The 20,209-nt window shown below is 40.3% G+C and carries 17 protein-coding genes; 8 read left to right on the top strand and 9 right to left on the bottom strand.

Annotated elements, in window-relative coordinates:
* Nucleotides 1-37 precede the first annotated feature (37 nt).
* Nucleotides 38-895 (top strand): Cbp1 family collagen-binding glycoprotein adhesin, encoded by an 858-nt coding sequence (locus G3O08_RS01560; RefSeq protein WP_163282915.1) that lies wholly within the window; start codon nt 38-40, stop codon nt 893-895.
* Between the two features lie 1,391 nt (nt 896-2,286).
* Here G3O08_RS01560 and G3O08_RS01555 read toward each other — a convergent pair.
* The 4 genes from G3O08_RS01555 to G3O08_RS01540 all read right to left on the bottom strand — a co-directional run bounded on the left by G3O08_RS01555 (nt 2,287) and on the right by G3O08_RS01540 (nt 7,307).
* Nucleotides 2,287-2,781 carry a Dps family protein gene (locus tag G3O08_RS01555; RefSeq protein ID WP_163282914.1) on the bottom strand — a complete coding sequence of 165 codons (495 nt, stop codon included), beginning with the start codon at nt 2,779-2,781 and terminating at the stop codon, nt 2,287-2,289.
* Nucleotides 2,782-2,866: 85 nt separating this feature from the next.
* Nucleotides 2,867-4,318, bottom strand: coding sequence for a pyridoxal phosphate-dependent decarboxylase family protein (locus G3O08_RS01550; RefSeq protein WP_163282913.1), 1,452 nt, complete (start codon nt 4,316-4,318; stop codon nt 2,867-2,869).
* Nucleotides 4,319-4,378: 60 nt separating this feature from the next.
* On the bottom strand, nt 4,379-6,511 hold the full coding sequence (locus G3O08_RS01545) for a WG repeat-containing protein (RefSeq protein ID WP_163282912.1): 2,133 nt from the start codon (nt 6,509-6,511) through the stop codon (nt 4,379-4,381).
* A 61-nt stretch (nt 6,512-6,572) separates the two neighbouring features.
* Nucleotides 6,573-7,307 carry a hypothetical protein gene (locus G3O08_RS01540; RefSeq protein ID WP_163282911.1) on the bottom strand — a complete coding sequence of 245 codons (735 nt, stop codon included), beginning with the start codon at nt 7,305-7,307 and terminating at the stop codon, nt 6,573-6,575.
* Nucleotides 7,308-7,487: 180 nt separating this feature from the next.
* Between G3O08_RS01540 and trmD the strand changes: the two genes are divergently transcribed.
* Both trmD and rplS read left to right on the top strand, forming a co-directional pair.
* Nucleotides 7,488-8,183, top strand: coding sequence for a tRNA (guanosine(37)-N1)-methyltransferase TrmD (trmD, locus tag G3O08_RS01535; RefSeq protein ID WP_163282910.1), 696 nt, complete (start codon nt 7,488-7,490; stop codon nt 8,181-8,183).
* Nucleotides 8,184-8,272: 89 nt separating this feature from the next.
* Nucleotides 8,273-8,653, top strand: coding sequence for a 50S ribosomal protein L19 (gene rplS / locus G3O08_RS01530; protein ID WP_163282909.1), 381 nt, complete (start codon nt 8,273-8,275; stop codon nt 8,651-8,653).
* Between the two features lie 134 nt (nt 8,654-8,787).
* Here the strand turns inward: rplS and G3O08_RS01525 are convergent, their stop codons facing one another.
* From G3O08_RS01525 to surE, 5 genes are all read right to left on the bottom strand, one after another.
* Nucleotides 8,788-8,952 (bottom strand): type II toxin-antitoxin system PemK/MazF family toxin, encoded by a 165-nt coding sequence (locus tag G3O08_RS01525; RefSeq protein WP_163282908.1) that lies wholly within the window; start codon nt 8,950-8,952, stop codon nt 8,788-8,790.
* 476 nt (nt 8,953-9,428) lie between these two features.
* Complete coding sequence (locus G3O08_RS01520; RefSeq protein WP_163282907.1) at nt 9,429-10,601, bottom strand: SpoIID/LytB domain-containing protein; 1,173 nt, start codon at nt 10,599-10,601, stop codon at nt 9,429-9,431.
* A gap of 28 nt (nt 10,602-10,629) precedes the next feature.
* The gene (gene lpxB / locus G3O08_RS01515) at nt 10,630-11,760 is read right to left on the bottom strand and encodes a lipid-A-disaccharide synthase (protein WP_163282906.1); all 1,131 of its coding nucleotides are present in this window, start codon (nt 11,758-11,760) and stop codon (nt 10,630-10,632) included.
* On the bottom strand, nt 11,761-12,066 hold the full coding sequence (locus G3O08_RS01510; RefSeq protein WP_163282905.1) for a hypothetical protein: 306 nt from the start codon (nt 12,064-12,066) through the stop codon (nt 11,761-11,763).
* On the bottom strand, nt 12,056-12,838 hold the full coding sequence (surE, locus tag G3O08_RS01505) for a 5'/3'-nucleotidase SurE (RefSeq protein ID WP_163282904.1): 783 nt from the start codon (nt 12,836-12,838) through the stop codon (nt 12,056-12,058). The genes G3O08_RS01510 and surE overlap by 11 nt, the downstream gene beginning before the upstream one ends.
* A gap of 500 nt (nt 12,839-13,338) precedes the next feature.
* Here surE and G3O08_RS01500 point away from each other — a divergent pair, with 500 nt between their 5' ends.
* The 5 genes from G3O08_RS01500 to G3O08_RS01480 all read left to right on the top strand — a co-directional run bounded on the left by G3O08_RS01500 (nt 13,339) and on the right by G3O08_RS01480 (nt 20,047).
* The gene (locus G3O08_RS01500) at nt 13,339-13,752 is read left to right on the top strand and encodes a hypothetical protein (protein WP_163282903.1); all 414 of its coding nucleotides are present in this window, start codon (nt 13,339-13,341) and stop codon (nt 13,750-13,752) included.
* 560 nt (nt 13,753-14,312) lie between these two features.
* Complete coding sequence (gene ftcD / locus G3O08_RS01495) at nt 14,313-16,007, top strand: glutamate formimidoyltransferase (RefSeq protein WP_163282902.1); 1,695 nt, start codon at nt 14,313-14,315, stop codon at nt 16,005-16,007.
* 86 nt (nt 16,008-16,093) lie between these two features.
* Nucleotides 16,094-18,331 carry a patatin-like phospholipase family protein gene (locus G3O08_RS01490; protein WP_163282901.1) on the top strand — a complete coding sequence of 746 codons (2,238 nt, stop codon included), beginning with the start codon at nt 16,094-16,096 and terminating at the stop codon, nt 18,329-18,331.
* A gap of 20 nt (nt 18,332-18,351) precedes the next feature.
* Nucleotides 18,352-19,521 (top strand): Lnb N-terminal periplasmic domain-containing protein, encoded by a 1,170-nt coding sequence (locus tag G3O08_RS01485; RefSeq protein WP_163282900.1) that lies wholly within the window; start codon nt 18,352-18,354, stop codon nt 19,519-19,521.
* Between the two features lies 1 nt (nt 19,522).
* Nucleotides 19,523-20,047 carry a DinB family protein gene (locus tag G3O08_RS01480; protein ID WP_163282899.1) on the top strand — a complete coding sequence of 175 codons (525 nt, stop codon included), beginning with the start codon at nt 19,523-19,525 and terminating at the stop codon, nt 20,045-20,047.
* Nucleotides 20,048-20,209: the final 162 nt, after the last annotated feature.

Here is a 20,209-nt window from a genome sequence, read left to right as displayed (position 1 = left end):
TGAAAATTTATCTTTGATCCTTATAAAGCTATACGTTATGATAAAAAAAATGCTCTTAATTGTTTTTATTGGTGCCAGTCTTGCATCTTGTACGAATGAAGAAACTGAACAGGAACTTGCAAAACTTCGAGAAGAAAACAAAGCACTTTCTCAAGAAGTTACAGCTAAAGATTCAACTCTAAAATTGTTTGAAGAAAGCTTTACCACCATTCAGCGCAACCTGGGCTTAATTAGTGAACGTGAAAAAGAAATATCTCTGAACAGTGAATTAGAAGAAAGCCCAGAGTCTCGCGACGAAATAACCAGAGATATTCAAGCAATTAACAACTTGCTTCAAGAGAATAAATCTACGATTGACAATTTAAAGTCGCGGGTAAGCAAATACGGCACACAAACTGCCGGATTTAAGAAAATGATTGACCAGCTAAGCTCTGATATTGATAGCAAAGAGGAAGAAATTTCTTATTTAAAGGAAAATCTAACCGCTGCTAACTTTACAATAGAAATATTAAATGAGATGCTTGATTCTGCCGAATTCAGAACTGAAATTCAAAGCGACATGATTGCTATGCAATCTAATGAATTAAATACAGCATATTATGCTATGGGAACTTTTAAAGACCTAAAAGACAACGGCGTACTTGAAAAAGACGGCACAGTTATAGGTCTTGGAGGAACCAAGCAACTTAAAGATAATTTCAATAAAGACTTTTTTGCCAAGGTTGATATCACAAAATTTACCAGCCTGGCTTTAAATGCAGAAGACGTAAAACTTGTTACTGTGCATCCCGAAGGTAGCTATACCCTGGAAGGTGAAAATGAAAAAGTATTGAAAATCACAAAACCAATTGAGTTTTGGTCTACATCAAAGTATTTGGTTATTGAAACTAAATAACCTTTTGAAACATCCTTTTTTAAAAGCAAAAAACCCGCCACGTTAGGCGGGTTTTCTGTTTTAACCAATCAATTAACCAATTCAGAATAACCAATCCTGAAGAGAATGAAATAAGATGCTTGTCTTGAGATACGTGCTTTTCGTTTAAAAGGTTACAGTTTATTTTGTTTCACTCATAAGTAATCAAATAACAGTCTTTTATTCTTGAACTGTTACTTATTATTAAGGAATGCCATAATGTATTAGGTAAGTAGCAAAAATAAAAACGGAAGCAAAAAAAAATCCTGCCACATGGACAGGATTTTTTCAAAACAATTAAATTCAATACCATTCCGAAGTAACCAGCTCCGTTATGAAATAAGATGCTTACAGGGGATATTACGTGGGTTATTTTAAAAGGTTACGCTAGATAGAAAAAAATTGATTTTTTTCAATAAACGATCGGCAAGAAAACACTCTAACAAAAAAATCCTGCCACATTGGGCAGGATTTTTTCAAAACAATTAAATTCAATACCATTCCGAAGTAACCAGCTCCGTTATGAAATAAGATGCTTACAGGGGATATTACGTGGGTTATTTTAAAAGGTTACGCTAGATAGAAAAAAATTGAATTTTTTCAGTAAACGACCGGCAATAAATCGCACTAACAAAAAAATCCTACCACATTGGGCAGGATTTTTTCAAAACAATTAAATTCAATACCATTCCGAAGTAACCAGCTCCGTTATGAAATAAGATGCTTACAGGGAATAGTACGTGGGTTATTTTAAAAGGTTACACCCACCCCATTTTTTTTCAAACCATTCAGGGTAATTTATAGTTCACGAATAAATGTGTTAGGATAGTATAGCTTCAATACAAATTTGAAATGCCGGCTTTGAGTGTTTAAAAACAAAAAACCCGCCACGTTAGGCGGGTTTTCTGATTTAACCAATCATTTTAACCATTTTCAGAATAACCAGTTCTGAAATGAAATAAGATGCTTACTACTATATGAACGCAACATAAATAATAAAGTTATATCATTAGCATTCTTTTTGACTTTCTGTTAAAATACGCATAGAGTCAAGTTTCATAGCATCTATTAATATTACAAACACCCATAAAAAAACCCGCCACGTTAGGCGGATTTTCTCTTTAACCAATCATTTAACCAATCAGAATAACCAGTTCTGAATGAAATAAGATGCTTATTGTACAAGGTAAGGCAAGTTTCGTGCCAATCGCTATGTCGATTTGCGATTTATTGACAACGCAATCCTTAAAATTGTTAATAACTTCCGCAAGCCAGTAATAACGGCATTACCAGCAAGTAAAACGAGATAAAACACTTATTATAACACTAAAAAAAAAGCTCCTTACGGAGCTTTCTCTAATAATTTTCTGTGCTTATTTTTTGACGAATGCAGAGAACATCCAGTGTTTTCCTTCGGTTCTGATGATCATTGAGCGCATTATTGTTTCTGTTCCCAAGTCACCATTTTCAACTGCCAAATCGGCAACATCAACCATAAACGACAAGAGCACTTCATAATCCTGAATTACCTCTTCCATCATTTTATCCGAACTTAAATCGCCGGTAACTTCTTCCACTTCTGCTTTTTCAAGATATTCAGCCAGCGTGCTGATTGGCTTAAAGCCCAATACTCTTACACGCTCTGCCACAGTGTCAATATTTTCTGCCGCTGATAGGTATTCTTCTTCCAATTTTTCATGGACATCAAAAAAGTCACCTCCCACTACATTCCAGTGAAAGTTTCTTATTTTTTGATAAACTACAGAATAGTTACAAAGTAAAAGGTTTAGACTTTCAGCGAGTTCGCTCGCTTCTTCTCTGTTAAAACCCAATTTGCTATACGTTTTTTCTTTTGATTCAGTTGCCATAGTTACATTGTTTTAATTTACCTCAAAGATACCGACAACATTGACTTCAACCTATCGGTATTGCCTATAAACGGAGAGATTATTGTTATAAACTATTTACCTTAACAACGGGTTTCTGCCATTGTTTTAGCAAAAGATAAGCGGCATTGAGGAAACGATTATAAAATCGGTCTAAATCTTCCTGGGTTAAATCCGGATTGAGCAATACCAATCTTATAGACAATCCTTTGGGGAGTATGCAATAATTAACCATCGCATCTCCAGTTTCGATTAATTTATAGCGAAGCGCCTCATTAAAGGCATCGACATCAATTCCTTCAGGAGTGCGAAATCTAAAGTTAACGTTGAGCGATTGAGTAGGGAAAAGCAATTCAAGATCATCATGATTTTCCACGTAAGTGGTACAATAGCCTGCAAGATCGTATAAATGTTCTATGCGTTTCGCATAACCTTCGTCGCCATAAAATTTCCAGGCCAACCAGAGCTTCAAAGAGTCTACCCTTCTGCCGCATTGCAGCGAAGCCGGACCTAAATCATAATCTGAATTGTCATTGCTGTGATAGATATAATCTGAATCGTACGATTGAATTTCTTCGCGCATCACATTGTTGCCCTTTACCAGAAGCGCAGAGCAGATAAGCGGAATATTCATAAGCTTATGAGGATTCCAGGAGAATGAGTCTGCCTTTTCCAATCCCAAAAAGAGATGCTGATATTTTTTGCTGATAATAGAACTTCCGCCCCACGAACCATCTACATGGTGCCAAAGGTTATTGGTCTGTGCAAAATCAGAGACTTCATTTATAGCATCAAATGAACCAGTTTCGGTGGTTCCTGCCGTGGTACACAAAATAAATGGTGTGTAGCCATCTGCTACGGCCTTATTAAAAGCATTTTGAACGGCGGTACCACGCATCCGTCCATTCTCATCAACAGGTACTTTTATTACAGCATTTTGTCCAATTCCTATCGTATTAGCACCTTTGAGCATCGAAAAATGACTTCGCTCTGAAACAAGGACGGCAGGTCTCACACCACTCGGAATTCCATTCATTTTTGAGCCATCAAACTTTACATTTCGCGCTAGCAGCATCGCAACCATGTTGGTATTGCTACCGCCGGTAAGCAACGACCCCGTTCCCGATTTCCACCCGGTATACCCGATCATTTTTTCCATCAAAGCCTTCTCCATCAGCGTAGCCACAGGAGCTACCTCATAAGTGTACATTGATGTATTGGTGAGGGCGGTAACCAGTTCGCCTAGAAATGCCGGGAAATTAAAACCTCCAAAAAGCTGATTGAGATAAGCCGGATGGCCTGTTTTTACCGCGTATTTCAAATACTTCTGAATCTCAACCAAGATTTCATCAATATTAGCTCCTTCAGGAGAGATATTCAACTTGAGTATTTTTTGCAATTCTTCCGGTTTGTGGTAATCAATAACCGGCGTATCAGGATTTTGACTTTCTAAAATCCAATCGTTCATCAAGTCAAAAACTTTGGCCAAGACGGCCTTGTCAGTGGTATTATTCTTCATTTTCAATGGGTACTTACCTTTCTGAATTGAATCGCAAAAGTACGATTCTTTCTTTTTCTGTTACGACTTTCTGCGCCATAAGAATTTGCGCTGTGATAAATCGTAATAATCGCCCCCCTGATTCTCACCATTCTCAAAGCGAATAATGTATTTATCAATTACTTCGGCATTAGAGTATATAAAAGGAACAAGTATATTTTCATTCATATCTATTAACCCATAAGCAGTATCAGAAACCAGCATGAGCGAGTCTATCAACACAATAGACTTGTATTTAAAATCAACTTTTGTTCTGCCCAAAGTGTCTATCAAGCCAAAAAGTCCATTTTTGGAAACAACGGCCACGCTATCGTGAAAATTCCCAACTTCATCAAACTTATAGGGAATAGCGAGATTGACATTTAAATCGGCATAGCCCCACTTGTCTTTCTTGACCACCGGAATGAGCTTGCCACTAAATTCGCCTATATTTTCAAAGATAGCAGGGAATATTTTCGTATCAGCCGTGTCTATTACACCTACTTTATCTTTTTGATAAATGCGAACATACCCATTTTGAAACGTTGAAAATTTGAGAACCGCAGGCGAGAAAGTGTATTTGAAATCAATAATGGTATCGCCTTTTGTATTAATAAATCCATAGGTTTTATTATTTGCCGCAAGAGCAAGGCCTTCTGAAAAATCTCCGATATGGGTATATTCAGAATCAACAACCACTGCACCTACCTGATCTACTAATCCGAATAAGTCTCCTTTCTTAAAGCGCGAGGGATTTCTGTCGGTTCTGAAAGGTTCTATCCAATCGTATTCAAAATCGCTAATCAGTTCTCCGTGGGTATTAATGATGCCGTACTTTCCGTCTTTTTGAACAATTGCGAGACCATTTTTAAAATCGGTGGCATTTTCAAAATAGAAGTCTATTACCTTATTTCCATTCTCATCTAAATATCCGTAACCAGCTTCATTTTCAGCGTAGAAAAATCCTTCCGAAAATTCTCCAACATCTTGATAAACGGGTTCCGCAATCCATTTACCCAGGCGATTGATTACTCCATAAAGGTCGTTTTTTACCACTACAGAATAGCCAGATCTAAAAGCATAGGCATCTTCGAAGTCAAATTTAGTAATCAGCTGGCCTGCTTTATTTATAAAAGCTACTTTTTCGTTTTTTCCCACTGACGCAAGGCTTTCGCTAAATGGCTCAACCCATTCGTAAGCAGGCTCAATGCGCACCTCTCCTTTATCGTCAATAAATCCCCACAACCCATTTTCCTGAATGGGATAAAAGCGGGTTGTGGCCAATTGAAAATCAGTTTTGAGTTCGTCACTAAATGGATAATCGGGATACCTCATGCTAAACGCAGCAATACTGCGCGCCGACAGTTCACCTACTTCCAGGGCATAGATATTTCTCCACGCACGGTTTACATTTTCATTGGTTGGATTTTCTGCAATAAACTGTCTGTAAACCTCAAGTGTTCCGGGAGCTGTTGCTTTTTCGTAAACGCGGTATTCCGCATCAGACACATAGGGGCTTTCGGGATTTTCTTCGATAAATCGTTGAAAATCAAGAACCCTCCCTTCTTTTGTTTGCTCTTCATAAAGCAAACGATTGTATCTCTTACCGGCTTCAAAAATCTGATCAGCATCTGGATACTGATCAACATAATTTCGGTAAGCGGCAGAGGTATTTGTATCTGCTGCCAGATGGAAAGCTATTTCATTTCGTTTTTCTATTGCATCATCGTAATACGGCTGCGACTTGTGAAAATCTACGAAATACTGCCAGGCAGAGAGTGTGTTTTTCGCGGAAGCGGCGTTATAAAACAATGAGTCAACATGATTTACTTGCCTGGAAATTGCCATTGAGTCAATACCCAATTCAGTATAATCTGCTTTAGTCTTGGCTTCAAGTTCGGGGTATTTAGTGGCAGCGAGCGTAATAAATTTAAATGCAGAGTCTATCTGATAAAACGGATTATCATCGCGCCCGTAAATCACGCTAAGACCATAACCCGCAGCAACTGAATCTCTTTTCAAAGCTTTATAGAACTGCTTTTTGGCTTCGAAATAATTATATTCCTTTAGTGCTGCGAAGCCTCTTTTCAATTTTCCTGATAAGGGAGCCGAAACAAAAGCTCCAAAGACCAGTATAGTAAAGAAAAAAGCGACTGTGCGGATGGCGTATTTCATTGGTGCAAATGTAAAGAAAGGAGCCTAATGGCTCCTTTTTAATTGTCTATGAGGTGTTAAATTAATTCACCTTCTTCAAATACATTTCAAACTCACTATCACCTTCCAGAGCGGGACGGGCAAGATCGAGGGTTGTACGCGCCGAGTCTTTCATTCCTTCCTGTATCAGGTAATCTGAATAATTAATCACACCATCAAGCAAAAGTTTGCGCTCTGTTGAGTTTAGTTTCTCCATATCAGCTGTATGTAGCGCTTTGCCTGCTTCCTGATAGGTAAGCTTAGCCTCTTGCATAGAGCGCATTTGCATTTGGCAATAACCGAGCATAAGCCATGCACCTGCATCATTGGGGTCAAAATCTGTAATACCGTCGTAGTAACGTTTTGCGCGCGAGTATTTCTCATCTGACATCAAACCTCCGGCTTCTTCAATAGCCGATTTTTTTAGTTCATTAAAATAGAAATCATTCTCATCGTATATATTTCCTTCTTTATCTTTTCGTCGGTATTTTGAAGCCCATTTCAGCGCATCGCGAAAAGCTTTGTCTGGCGGATATTTTTCGGCGTACTCATCAAGCTGGCTCATTTCAAAATAAGCTTTTGATAAGTAGAGATAAGGTTCAGGGCTTTTACGAGTCTTATCCTTGTCGACGTATCCTTCTGCTTTCGAGATAAGCTTCTCATACTTTTGATCCATATACAGGATGCGCAGATCTGCAAACTCATCTTCTTGTGCTTTGGCAAAGCCAGCAACAAAAATGAAAGCTGCAGCGATTACAATCTGAATTTTAAATTTCATCTGTTTTAATTTGCTTTTAACAGCTAAGCAGATTCCGGTTTTCGGAGAAATATCTCCGCGTCGGGCACTTCTTAATTGTATTGATTTACCTTTGTGTTACCAAATATAGTACCTAATTGTATTGAACAGCAAATAAAGCCAATTTTTTCGGCGTTTGACTACAACTTTACCACATAAAATATGCGAATAGATATTATTACTGCTCTTCCATCGCTTTTGGAAAGTCCGCTTAACGACAGCATTGTGAAGCGGGCTCAAACCAAGGGACATGTTGAAATAAATGTGCACGACCTACGTGATTACAGCACAGATAAGCACAGAAATATTGATGATTACGCCTTTGGTGGTGGTGCAGGAATGGTGATGAATATTGAGCCCATAGCCCGATGTATTGACAAGTTGCAATCTGAAAGGACTTATGACGAGGTGATCTATATGACTCCCGATGGTAAAACTCTAAATCAGCAATTGGCCAATACCTTATCTATACGCAAAAACCTGATTATTCTTTGCGGACATTATAAAGGCGTGGATGAGCGGGTACGCGAAAAGTATATAACACTTGAAATTTCTATTGGCGACTATGTGCTTAGCGGCGGCGAATTGGCTGCTGCCGTGCTTGCCGATGCCGTGATACGCCTTGTGCCTGGTGTGCTTAACGACGAAACATCAGCGCTAACAGATTCATTTCAAGACGATCTTTTGGCGCCACCTGTTTACACGCGTCCGGCCGAATTTGACGGAATGAAAGTGCCCGATGTACTTATTTCCGGAAACGGAAAAGCCATAGAAACCTGGAGAATGGAAAAAGCGATGGAAAGAACACGTAACCGAAGACCCGATTTATGGGAGAAATTCAATGAAAATCAAGGTTGAAAAATATATTGCGAATAAGGTAGCAATTGTTCAAAATATCTTCGTAATATTGCACCCCGAAATTTGAGTGAATTTAATACAGGAGCGTCATGGAAACTTTACAAGAAATAAGCAAGAAACTAAACGGTACACCGGAATTTCCAAAATTCAAAGCCGGAGATACTATTACCGTACATTATAAAATTCGCGAAGGAAATAAGGAGCGTATCCAGCAATTTCAGGGTGTTGTAATTCAGCGCCGTGGAGAAGGAATCACCGAAACTTTCACCATCCGCAAAATGTCAAGTGGCATTGGTGTCGAGAGAATCATTCCGTTGGGATCGCCTTTTATCGACAAGATTGAGGTTAACAAATCAGGTAAAGTACGTAGAGCACGTATTTTCTACTTGAGAGACCTTACCGGTAAGGCTGCACGTATCAAGGAAAGACGATATGTGGGACCTAAAAAAGAGAAGAAAGCGAAAAGCTAAATTCCTTTGTTTATTGAATTTTGAAAAGCCGTCTCTTGTAGATGGCTTTTTTTGTTTGAGGTTTTAATCCAATTGCCGAAGTCATTGCTCTGGGCTATTGCAGGAATAAAATAATTAATTGACTCTTAAAATACTTACTCCTTGTTTTTATTGGTCGTAATAGGAAAGATTACGCATGACGGATGCACTCTATTCAAAATATCACTCTGAACTATCAAAACAGGTCTTCTTTTCCCTGCTTCAATTCCGAACTTTGGATTTAAATCGGCGAGCCCTATTTCATACTTTTTAATTTTCATCCTCTAAGGATTCAAATTCCTTCGGCACTTCAATAGAATCATTAGCAACCAAGTTTGACTCTCTTGTAAGTTGCTCTTCAACCAACTTTCGCCATTGATGCCGATTGTAAAACGCAATAGCTTCATTAATATATTTTGTTACGGCTTGTTTTTAAGTGTTCTAGCAAATTCTCCGTTTCCTTCAGAATTGGCTCCTATAACTTTAATGAGATACTTTTCATGTCGGTCTATTTTTTCTTAAAAGTATGCCAAAACATGATACTATACAAAGCGAACCTATTTGCAACTAGATGTAAATTAAAGAATATGATTTCAAGTAGACCGCACAGATTAGCTTTATCAGTAATCAAATAACAGAACTAAGAATGTAAATACACTCCTACAAATAGAGCTGCGATGCCTTGGAAATAAAAATTAGCTTTTGCAAATTGCATATTGTCTATTGCCTATTGCCTGTTGCTTATTACAAATTGATCCTACTCCACCCTAAAAAAATCCAAAGCGTGCAGATCAATAATGTGCACCTCATTATAATAAAAGTGCAGAATATCTTCGTATGAAAAGCCGAGCTCGCCCATGCGAATAGCGCCTTCCTGGCTTAAACCGGCACCGTGCCCAAATCCTTTTCCGTCTATCATCAAAGAATCACTGGTATAAGGACGCACATTGAAATAAGTGGATTTTAGCTGCCAGTCTTGGCGAATATCTTTAAGTGGAATTTTAAAAATGGGATCGATATAGAAAACATCGCGGGTTGGTTGATCATAATTCTGCGCCATCTCCTTAACTGATGCATCTTCTATGGGCAATTGGTATTTATCAGCCAGATATGCCAGCCATTTTTCTTTGCTTACCGCTTGCTGCCAGGTGGTATGCTTTCCATGCATTGAAAACTCATCGATACGCGATGTAAGATAAGGCAATGGGCCACTCCAAACGGTTTCACTGCCCACGGTTTCGCCCCCACTATTGCTGTGAAAAGCTGCCGTAATGAGCTTCATCTCACTATCTACAAGAACTTTACCTTCTGTAATACGCACTGCAACCAAAATTTGCGGCTCCCAGCGACACTTGCCGTGATAGACCTGCGAGCTTACCTGATCGTTTAGATTAAACCCTTCGCGCCAGTATTTCCGCAAATTGTTAAGGGCATAAGTGCGTGAGATAATAGCCTGAACCTTATAAAATTCCAGTGTTTTCTCTTTTCCGCTTTCAGCTTCTACAACTCCGGCTACATACTTTTCCAAATCTACCCTGTTTACGAGCTTAAGCTCATTGCCCGCGGCAGAAACGTAAAGATCATCATCGTATACCCGTTCGTTTTTTCGCGGACGCAATAAGTAAATTCGAAATACACCATCGGCGTCTTGGGTGGTAAGTCGCGGTTCTTTAAACTGCCCAAGCACCTTGCCGGGGATGCTCACCTGCACCAGCTTTCCATACCGCACAAAAGAAATACGCTCACCGGCCTTTAAGGTGTGCTTAACCACCCCAGCCACTTCGAGATTGTAATCACCAAATTCAGTAATTACCTGAACTGCTTCAGGGTTATCAAAAGATAGGATACCGATAGAAACGCGTTCATAATCTTCGGCAGACAGCCGAAAAACCATAAGAATTAAAATGCCGAATAATAAACTGCCGCGCATATCTGCGAATTTAATTCTCTTAGCCCATTCAGGCATTCTTAATACCGAGAGTTTTCAACATGAGTTTTGCAGTAAGATCTGAAGTGCCCTTACCCCCCAGTTTTTCATAAAGCTCCTGGTAGTCAGCCAGCATTTTGTCGCGTTGGTTGCCCTTTTGGGAAATGGCTTCAAATTCGCGACTCAAGGTTTTCTTATTCAAATTGCTCTGAATCAACTCTTTTACCACTTCTCTATCCATTATGAGATTAACCAGTGCGATATACTTGATCTTAACCAATAAACGGGCAATGATAACAGACAAAGCTCCACCGCGATAGCAAACTACCTGCGGAACCCGAAAGATGGCCGTTTCTAAAGTCGCCGTGCCACTTGTTACCATTGCCGAATGGCTGTAAGTAAGTAGTTGATAGGTTTTTCCAAAAATTATCTTCATTCCCGAACCGGCAATAAACGTTTCGTAATACTCGGGATCTTGAGAGGGAGCACCTGCTATCACAAATTGATATTCGGGAAAACCCTTTGACACATTCAACATTAGCGGAAGCATTTTACTAATCTCCTGCTTGCGGCTGCCGGGCAAAATAGCAATTACCGGTCGGTCGTCGAGCTCATTTTCCGAAAGGAAAGATTCGCGTGATGAAAAGTCTTTCTTAAAGTGCTCTACAGCATCGATAAGCGGGTGGCCGACAAAAGTAACGTCCATTCCAAATTTGGCATAGAAGTCTTTTTCGAATGGTAGAATAACGTACATCTCATCTACATAAGCTTTGATTTGTTTTACCCGGCTTTGCTTCCACGCCCAGATTTGAGGTGAGATGTAGTAAAATACTTTTATTCCATTCTGGTGGGCAAACTTTGCCATGCGCAAATTAAATCCGGGATAATCGATCAGGATGAGCACATCTGGTTGATACTTTAAAATATCGGCTTTGCAGATGTCAAAATTCTTGAGAATAGTCCGCAAATTGGCCGCCACTTCTACAAAACCCATAAAGGCCAGGTCGCGGTAATGCTTTACTACATCAGCTCCTTCGGCCTCCATCAGGTCGCCTCCCCAGGCTCGAATATCCGCTTCGGCATCGCGTTCGAAGATGTGTTTGATTAAATTACTTCCATGTAAATCTCCAGAAGCTTCGCCAACAATGATGTAGTATTTCATTTAAAAAAATTTGAAATATACCACAAATGGTACATATACAAACACTGCAGCGAGCACGCCACGTGCACTTTTGTTGCGGTCGGTTTTTAGAAAAATAAAAAATGGAATGAGATTAATAAGCAGGCTCAATGACAAAATAGACGAACGAAACGTAGGCGTACCGAGAAAAACGTCGTTTACAAAATAAGAAAACGTGCGAAAAAACTTCCACGACCAATATACTCCGTAAATTACAAAGCCTATAACAGGCAGAATCAACCCAATCACAAAACCAATAGCCGTTTTATCAAATCGTTTAGATTTCATATTTCCAATCATTAAGCTCTTTTAATGCGCGGTGTGCAGTAAGATCGTATTGAACGGGAACTACAGACACAAAATTGTTTTCCAGTGCCCAAACATCTGTATCCTCACCGCTATCATGGTTTACCAAATTGCCAGTAATCCAGTAATAGATTCTTCCGGCAGGGTCTTTCCGCGGCTGAAAACTATCTTCCCAAAAAGCTTTTGCCTGCCTGCAAACCCGAACTCCTTTAATTTCTTCGTATGGAACATTCGGAATATTGACATTCAGGCAGGTATCTTCTGGAATGCCATTAGCAAGCGCATTCTTAATTACAGCTCTGGCAATTTTCTTAGAAGCGGTAAAATCTGCAGCAGCACTATGATCTAAAAGAGAAAACCCGATAGATGGAATCCCTTCAACAGCTCCTTCAACAGCAGCCGACATAGTTCCTGAATACAAGACGTTTATGCTATTATTGGCTCCGTGATTAATTCCCGAAAGCAATAGATCAGGCCGACGTTTTAAAACGCGATAAATTGCGAGTTTCACGCAGTCAACGGGCGTACCGGTACAACTAAATTCATTTACTCCTTCCACATCTTTCACCTCGTGAAGGCGCAGAATATTGTGCACCGTAATTGCGTGCCCCATCGCACTTTGTGGACTATCGGGCGCAACCACCCAGACATCGCCAAATTCTTTGGCTACTTCTATCAGGCTTCTTATTCCGCCTGCGGTTATTCCATCGTCGTTTGTAACGAGGATTAGGGGGCGTTCGTTGGATTTTTCCATTGTGGCAAAAGTAAACAAATTGGCAACTTAGTGCAGCGTTCTCATGACCGAAGGGAATAATAGGCAATAGGCAATTGGCAATTACGGATTGACGGGAAAATTGGCAACCAGCAAGTGAACTGTTCCGATACAGCTTGAGAGTAACTTGTTTGTAGCCGTTGCCAAGCTTCTTTAGGCGTCTCGCCCTTTTTAGATCTTTCCTCGGGTGTCTTGCTCGTTTTAGAAACTTTCGGAAGTCGCTTAGAAGCTTTATTTGTAGAAATGCTTAGAAATTAAGAAGTTAACAGCTCCTTATTGATATACTTAACTTTTTGTAATTCTCGCTCAAGAAAACCTGGCGAGACGCCGGAAAAGACATCCCTCGCGAGACGCGAGCGATTGCGCACAACAAAAGATTTATTCCATAACATCACATCGCATGTGTGATCCAAAAAGCTTTTTTAAAATGTTAAGTTAGAACTTACTTGATTTTCGTTTCTTCGCAATTCTAAATCTCAGCCATGCCCTACGTACTCCCAAAAGGTTGTCGGCTTGGTCTAAAGACTTTCGGCTTTATGGAATACGTTATAATGATTGCTATTGGGGTTGCCGCTTTTATTTTGGGCGCCTACTGCTTCAATAGCATTGCTACGCCGATTTTCTATACTATTCCAAGGATTCAGAAGGAGAAAGCGATTGGAAATTTGGCAAAACCCATTTCCATGTTCAAACTGATTATGGTACCTATTGTAGCCGCTATTGTTTTTGTTGGTGTAATGTATTTGGCATATGACTACTATGTAGATTATCCCTGGTCGGTTTTTATTGGATTTTCTATAGCGCTGATTGGCGTTTACACAAAAATAAAAAGCACCAAAGGAGAGAAGGAAGCCGATTTTCTGGAAGATTATGGTGAGTACTTGAAGAAGAAGTAGGTGCTTCATCCTTTCTTGCCTCGACGTAACATATTAACCACCAATTCCTTATAGGAGCATATCTAAAATATACGGTTTGTGTTTGAATTCCCACAAAGCTCCTAATCGCCGTCGCTCGCGTCTCGCGAGGGACTTTTCCTTTGGGCGTCTCGCCCCTTTTAGAAATTTCCGGTAAGCAATTTAAAATCTTTGATCTTGATAGTATCAATATTCAAAAACCTGTTATGCAGAAAAAATTGACAGTCCATTATTGATTTTAGAAGTAACATGAGTTCTCGCTCAAAAAACCCGGCGGGACGCCGGACATGACATCCCTCGCGGGACGCGAGCGATGGCGCACGACAAGGATTTATCCATAGATAACAAATCAACTAACAACTCCACATCTGTAAAGCTCAATCTACAGTTCCGCAGCATTCATCTTCCCCGTTGACTATTGCTCATTGTCTATTGCTAATTGTCTATTGCAATTGTCTATTGCAATTGCCTATTGCCTATTGCAAAATTGCCTATTGATTTCACTACCTTCGACGCCATTAAAACCCCGAAATAAAACCCTCATGAATCCTCTAATAGAATGCGTTCCAAATATTTCTGAAGGGCGCGACATGGCTAAGATTAATGCTATTGCGAATGTTGTAGAAACGGTAGAAGGCGTGAAATTACTGGATATCGATCCGGGCAAGAGCACAAACCGCACGGTTATAACTTTTGTAGGTCATCCTGAACAAGTTATTGAAGCAGCCTTTCGATTGATTAAAAAGGCTTCGGAACTTATCGACATGAGCAAGCAAACTGGTGAGCACCCGCGTATGGGCGCTACGGATGTATGTCCGCTTGTGCCAATTTCGGGAATTGAAATGAAAGATTTGGTGAGCTATGCGCACCGTCTTGGAGAGCGCGTTGGGAAAGAGCTGAATATTCCCGGATATTTTTATGAAACGGCTGCACTTCAGCCGAAGCGTAAAAACCTGGCGTATTGTCGTCAGGGCGAATACGAAGGGCTTGAGAAATTGAGCACTGAAGCCGGTAAACCAGATTTTGGCCCTGTAGAATTTAACGCATCGGTGAAGAAAACCGGTGCAACCGCTATTAGCGTTCGCGACTTTTTGGTAGCTTACAATGTAAATCTCAATACCACATCGGCTCGTCGGGCAAACGCAATAGCATTCGATATTCGCGAAGCAGGACGGATTATTCGCGAAGGAAATCCCCTTACGGGAAAAATTGCTATGGACGCTGACGGAGAACCAAAAAGAGTTCCAGGATCGCTTAAGGCAGTTAAGGGAATAGGTTGGTATATAGAAGAATATGGAATTGCACAGCTTTCCTTAAATTTAACAAACATCAGCATTACCCCTGTTCATATTGCCTTTGATGAAGCCTGTAAAAAAGCACAGGAACGCGGAATTCGGGTTACCGGATCTGAAATTGTGGGGCTTGTTCCATTGAAATGCCTGATTGATGCGGCCGATTATTTCCTGAAAAAGCAAGAGCGCTCTCTCGGTATTTCCGAAAAGGAAAAAATCAAGATTGCCGTTAAAAGCCTGGGTCTGGATGATTTGGCTCCTTTTGAGGCTGAAAAGAAGGTCATTGAATACCTTATTCGCGACCATTCGCAAAAGCGACTCATAGACATGGACTTAACTGATTTTGCTAATGAGGCAGCATCAGAATCAACAGCTCCGGGCGGTGGAAGCGTTTCAGCTTATGTTGGCGTGCTGGGCATTTCGCTGGGCACGATGGTTGCCAACATCAGCGCGCACAAACGCGGCTGGGATGAGAGATGGGAATTCTTTTCGGATTGGGCAGAAAAAGGTGAAAATATCAAAAATCAACTTCTTGCAACGGTTGATGAAGATACAAATGCCTTTAAAATGATAATGGATGCTATTGCGATGCCAAAAGAAAAGCCGGAAGAAGTGGAAGCGAGAAAAAGAGCTATTGCATACGCTACCCGACATGCTGCAAACGTACCGCTAAAGGTGGCGCAGATTACCGAAAAGGCATTTGACGTGATTGAAGCCATGGTGAAAGACGGAAATCAAAATTCTATAACCGATGGCGGTGTAGGCGCCCTTTGCGCACGAACCGCCATAAAAGGAGCCATAATGAATGTACGGATTAATCTAAAAGGTTTTGAAGATACCGATTTTGTAAATTCGACGTTAAAGGAAGCAGCGCGATTAGACGCCGAAGCAGAAAGACGCGAAAAACGAATTACCGATTTGGTAAGCAGTAAACTAGGCGTTTGAAAACGATAACTGTTTCGGGTTCATTTTCGTAAAGACACAAAGATATTTCCCTAAAAATGGTAGCAAAACTCACAAATAGGCAAAGGATGGACAGACTTCTGTATTTCTTTCCTTTTCAGCTTGTTTGGCTCCATCTGAAGCGCAATCATTTCCTTTTGCTATTCTGGGTTATCTTATTTGGTTTTACCACCCAGGCTTTTGCCAATAAATTTGGAATCCCGTATTTATTTCTGGCGCCCGAGTACCGCGGCGTAGTGGGAATCTGGTCTTATGCTATCCTCGGGTTTGCCTTGGGCGGTTTTATTATGGCCTTTAATATTTACAGCTATATAATCCACAGCAAGCGGTTTCCATTTCTGGGCACGCTCGCCAGACCTTTCTTCAAGTTTTGCATTAACAACTTTATTATACCTGTTTTATTTATAGGGACTTATATTTATTTCTCAAGCAAGTTCCTGCAGACGGTCGAGCTCAAAAACAATTGGGAAATATTTAAGTATATGCTGGCTTTCGTATTGGGAAATGCCTTGTTTATTATTCTTGCGGTGATCTATTTTTTTCCTACCAACAAAAATATTTTTAAGATCACCGGGCAAACCGCCGAGCAATTTGATGCGCTTTCAAAAAAACACAATAAAGGGCTGCGAAATAAGAGCCGGTTTGGCTTTAACCGCGGAAGCAAGTGGAGAGTAGAAACGTATTTATCGCATCCCTTTAAGGTAAACCTGGCGCGGAATTCAGATCACTACGATCGCGAAACATTGCGAAAGGTGTTTTACCAAAACCATGTGAATGCTTCCTTCTTTGAACTGCTTGTTATTTTAGTCTTCTTTGTAATCGGCGCATTTCAATTCAATAATTTCTTTGTGATACCCGCAGCTGCGAGCACTTTCTTGGTTTTCACTGTTGTATTGATGATCATTTCGATTACCATGTCGTGGCTAAAAGGATGGACGCTTACGGTTTTGATAGCTCTCATTCTTTTGGTCGATTTCGCCTCGGGCAAACTTGATTGGATAAATATGGCAAATCCGGCTTATGGACTGAATTATGAGCAAGAGCCTGTTCCGTACAATCTCGCTACCCTAGATAGCCTAAACAGCAATCTTATTGGTGTAAGCCGGGATATAGAGCAGCACGAAAAAATATTGAATAAATGGCTAGATAAGCAGCGCAAGTTAAAAGGCGATCCCACTTATAAGCCAAAAATGATAATCGTGAACACGAGTGGAGGCGGCCTGCGCTCATCGCTGTGGACGGTTCGCGCATTGCAATATTGCGACAGCGTTTCGAAGGGACAAATAACTCAAAACATCAGGCTTATTTCAGGCTCATCAGGAGGATCAATTGGCGCAGCATACTTCCGTGATTTATACCTCAATAAGGAAACAATAAACCCCGGATTATACAGCGAAAAATATCAGGAAAATATTTCGAAGGATATACTAAACAGAGTGCTTTTTACCTTTGCCACCAATGATATTTTTATCCGATTCAGAAAGCGCGATATTGGTGGGTACAGTTATGTGCTTGACCGCGGAATGACTTTTGAAGATCAGCTTAATATCAATACCGATTTTGTATTTGATAAACCGGTGAACGCTTACGCGGAAGCAGTAGCAGATGCACGCATACCGATGATGATTCTCGCTCCGTCGATAGTTAATGACGGCCGGAGAATGCTTATTTCGTCTCAACCTCTCTCGTACTTGTGCTATGAAAATCCCGATGAGCGAAAACAGCTTAATCTTTCTTTTGAAAATATTGAGTTTGCCAGAATGTTTGCCAATCACGACGCTAAGAATCTGTTAATGAGCAGTGCATTGCGCATGAACTCTACCTTTCCCTACATCCTGCCCTACCCAAGTTTACCCACAGAGCCAAGTATTGAGGTAATGGATGCCGGCTTGCGCGATAATTTCGGAATGAAAGTTTCTGCGAAATACATTTCTGTATTCAAAAAATGGATTGAAAAGAACACAAGTGGCCTGATAATTCTGCAAATACGCGATACCGAAAAATTGGTTGAGCCCAATATTGAACACAGCACCATATTGGATAAGATGGTAAATCCGATAGGATCATTCTACGGAAATTACTTTAATGACCAGGATTACAATATGGATCAAATCCTTGATATCACCAATGATCTTTTGGATGTACCGCTGTACCATATTCCACTGGAAATCAGAAATAATCCAGGCGAGCACATTGCCTTGAGCTGGCATCTTACAGAGCTTGAGAAGCTGCGCGTAACCAATTCTATTGAGCTGCCCTGGAATCAGGAATCGATAAAGCAGTTGCTGGAGCTATTAGATGAATAGATTTTACCTAATTTCGCCAAATGGCAAAAAGGTTTTTTCTAGTCGCTTTTATTCAATTTATCTGCGTAATTTATGCTCATAGCCAGCAACTTACTGAAAATACTGAAATTTCGCTGATTACCTGCGGTTCTGGCAAGGATTTATATTCTACTTTCGGACACAGCGCCGTGCACATCAGCGATAGGACAACTGGCCTCGACAGAGTTTACAATTATGGAACTTTCGATTTTGACACCCCAAATTTCTATGTAAAATTTGCGCGCGGAAAGCTAAATTACATGCTAAATGTTACCAGCTTTGAACGTTTCATTCGCACGTATCAAATAGAAGGACGATGGGTAAAACGGCAATTGCTGAACTTGACCGATTCAGAAAAAGAAGAGCTCTATGCTTTTCTGGAAAACAATGCCTTGCCCGAAAATCGTGATTATAAATACGATTTTTTCTACGACAACTGCAGCACACGCATTCGCGATGTATTGGAAAACCTTTTAGGAGATAAGTTGCATTACCCCGAAAACCCTACTGACAGTATCCAAACCTTTAGAAATTTAATTGATTTATATCTCACAGACCTTAAGTGGAGTGACTTTGGAATAGACCTGGCACTTGGTGCTCCGACTGATAAGGTGGCGAGCTGGCGCGAGAAAATGTTTCTTCCGGATTATTTGATGAGCCATATCGGTCAGGCAGAAGTGATCAACAACGGCCAGCGAGAGCCGCTGGTTTCGCAAACAAATTTGGTATTGGCCGAAAATGAGGCCCTAACGAAAACAAATTCATCTGGGATTTTATGGATTTTCTGGCTCTTGTTTGCCTTTTCTGTGGTGACCAGCTTTTTTATCAATCCGAAATTCCTGCGCTGGTTTGATATTGTGTTCTTCATGACTATTGGAATTCTCGGCATCTTTATCGGCTTACTCTGGTTTGCTACCGACCATACTGCTACGAAGTGGAATTTCAATATGCTCTGGGCCTTGCCGACATGGATTTGGGGAGCTATTTTACTCATACGCAAAAAGCCAAACAGCCGGTTTTTTAAGGTTCACGCCATCATTATGTTTGCAATCCTAATATTCTGGATAGCCATTCCGCAAGATTTTCATGCGGCGGTTGTTCCTGTTATACTCGCTCTCGCTGCCAGAAGCTGGTCCTGGCAAATTCGAAAATTTCATATTCATAAAAACTAATATGCTGGGAAAACTTCAAAAGGAATTTGATTCACTGAATAATTTGCTCGAGCGAACGCTCGATTTCGCAGGAAATTTATCAAATGATAAACTCCACCAGAGCCCAAAAGGTGTCTGGAGTGCAGCGCAGATAATTTACCACCTGAAAGAATCAGAGAAAGGAACATTGATGTATTTGGAAAAAAAGATTCAGTCACCAAAAGCGGAAGTTGCTAAAGGTGGTATAAGCTCAAAAATCCGCTCTTTTATGCTTAGCAGAGCTTTGCGCAACTACAATAAAAAGTTTAAAGCGCCTTCTATTCTCGGCGAAATGCCTGAAAAGCCAAATTTCACTGAAGTGAGAAGCGAATACTTAGAAGTCCGGAAGAAAATGGGTTTACTCCTCGAGAAGTTTGATAAGGATATGCTTGGAAGAGCTTATTTTAAGCATCCAAGAGCCGGAAGAATTACCATTTTGCAGACCCTGGAGTTTTTAAATGATCATTTGGAACGACATGAAGATCAGATTATTGAGAGGAGCAGTTAATTGTGATTGGTGATTGGTGATTGGTGATTGGTGATTGGTGATTGGTGATTGGTGATTGGTGATTGGTGATTAAAAAAAATGTAAATTAAATAACTTAAATATTAGACCACTTTTAACAAATAAATTTTTAGTACTCTTTGGCAAGCGCTTAAAGACTAAAAA

Source organism: Cryomorpha ignava, assembly GCF_010686655.1.
GTDB classification, from domain to species: Bacteria; Bacteroidota; Bacteroidia; order Flavobacteriales_D; family Cryomorphaceae; genus Cryomorpha; species Cryomorpha ignava.
The sequence above is the reverse complement of the archived record's forward strand: the minus strand, read 5'-3'. Positions and strand labels throughout refer to the sequence as shown.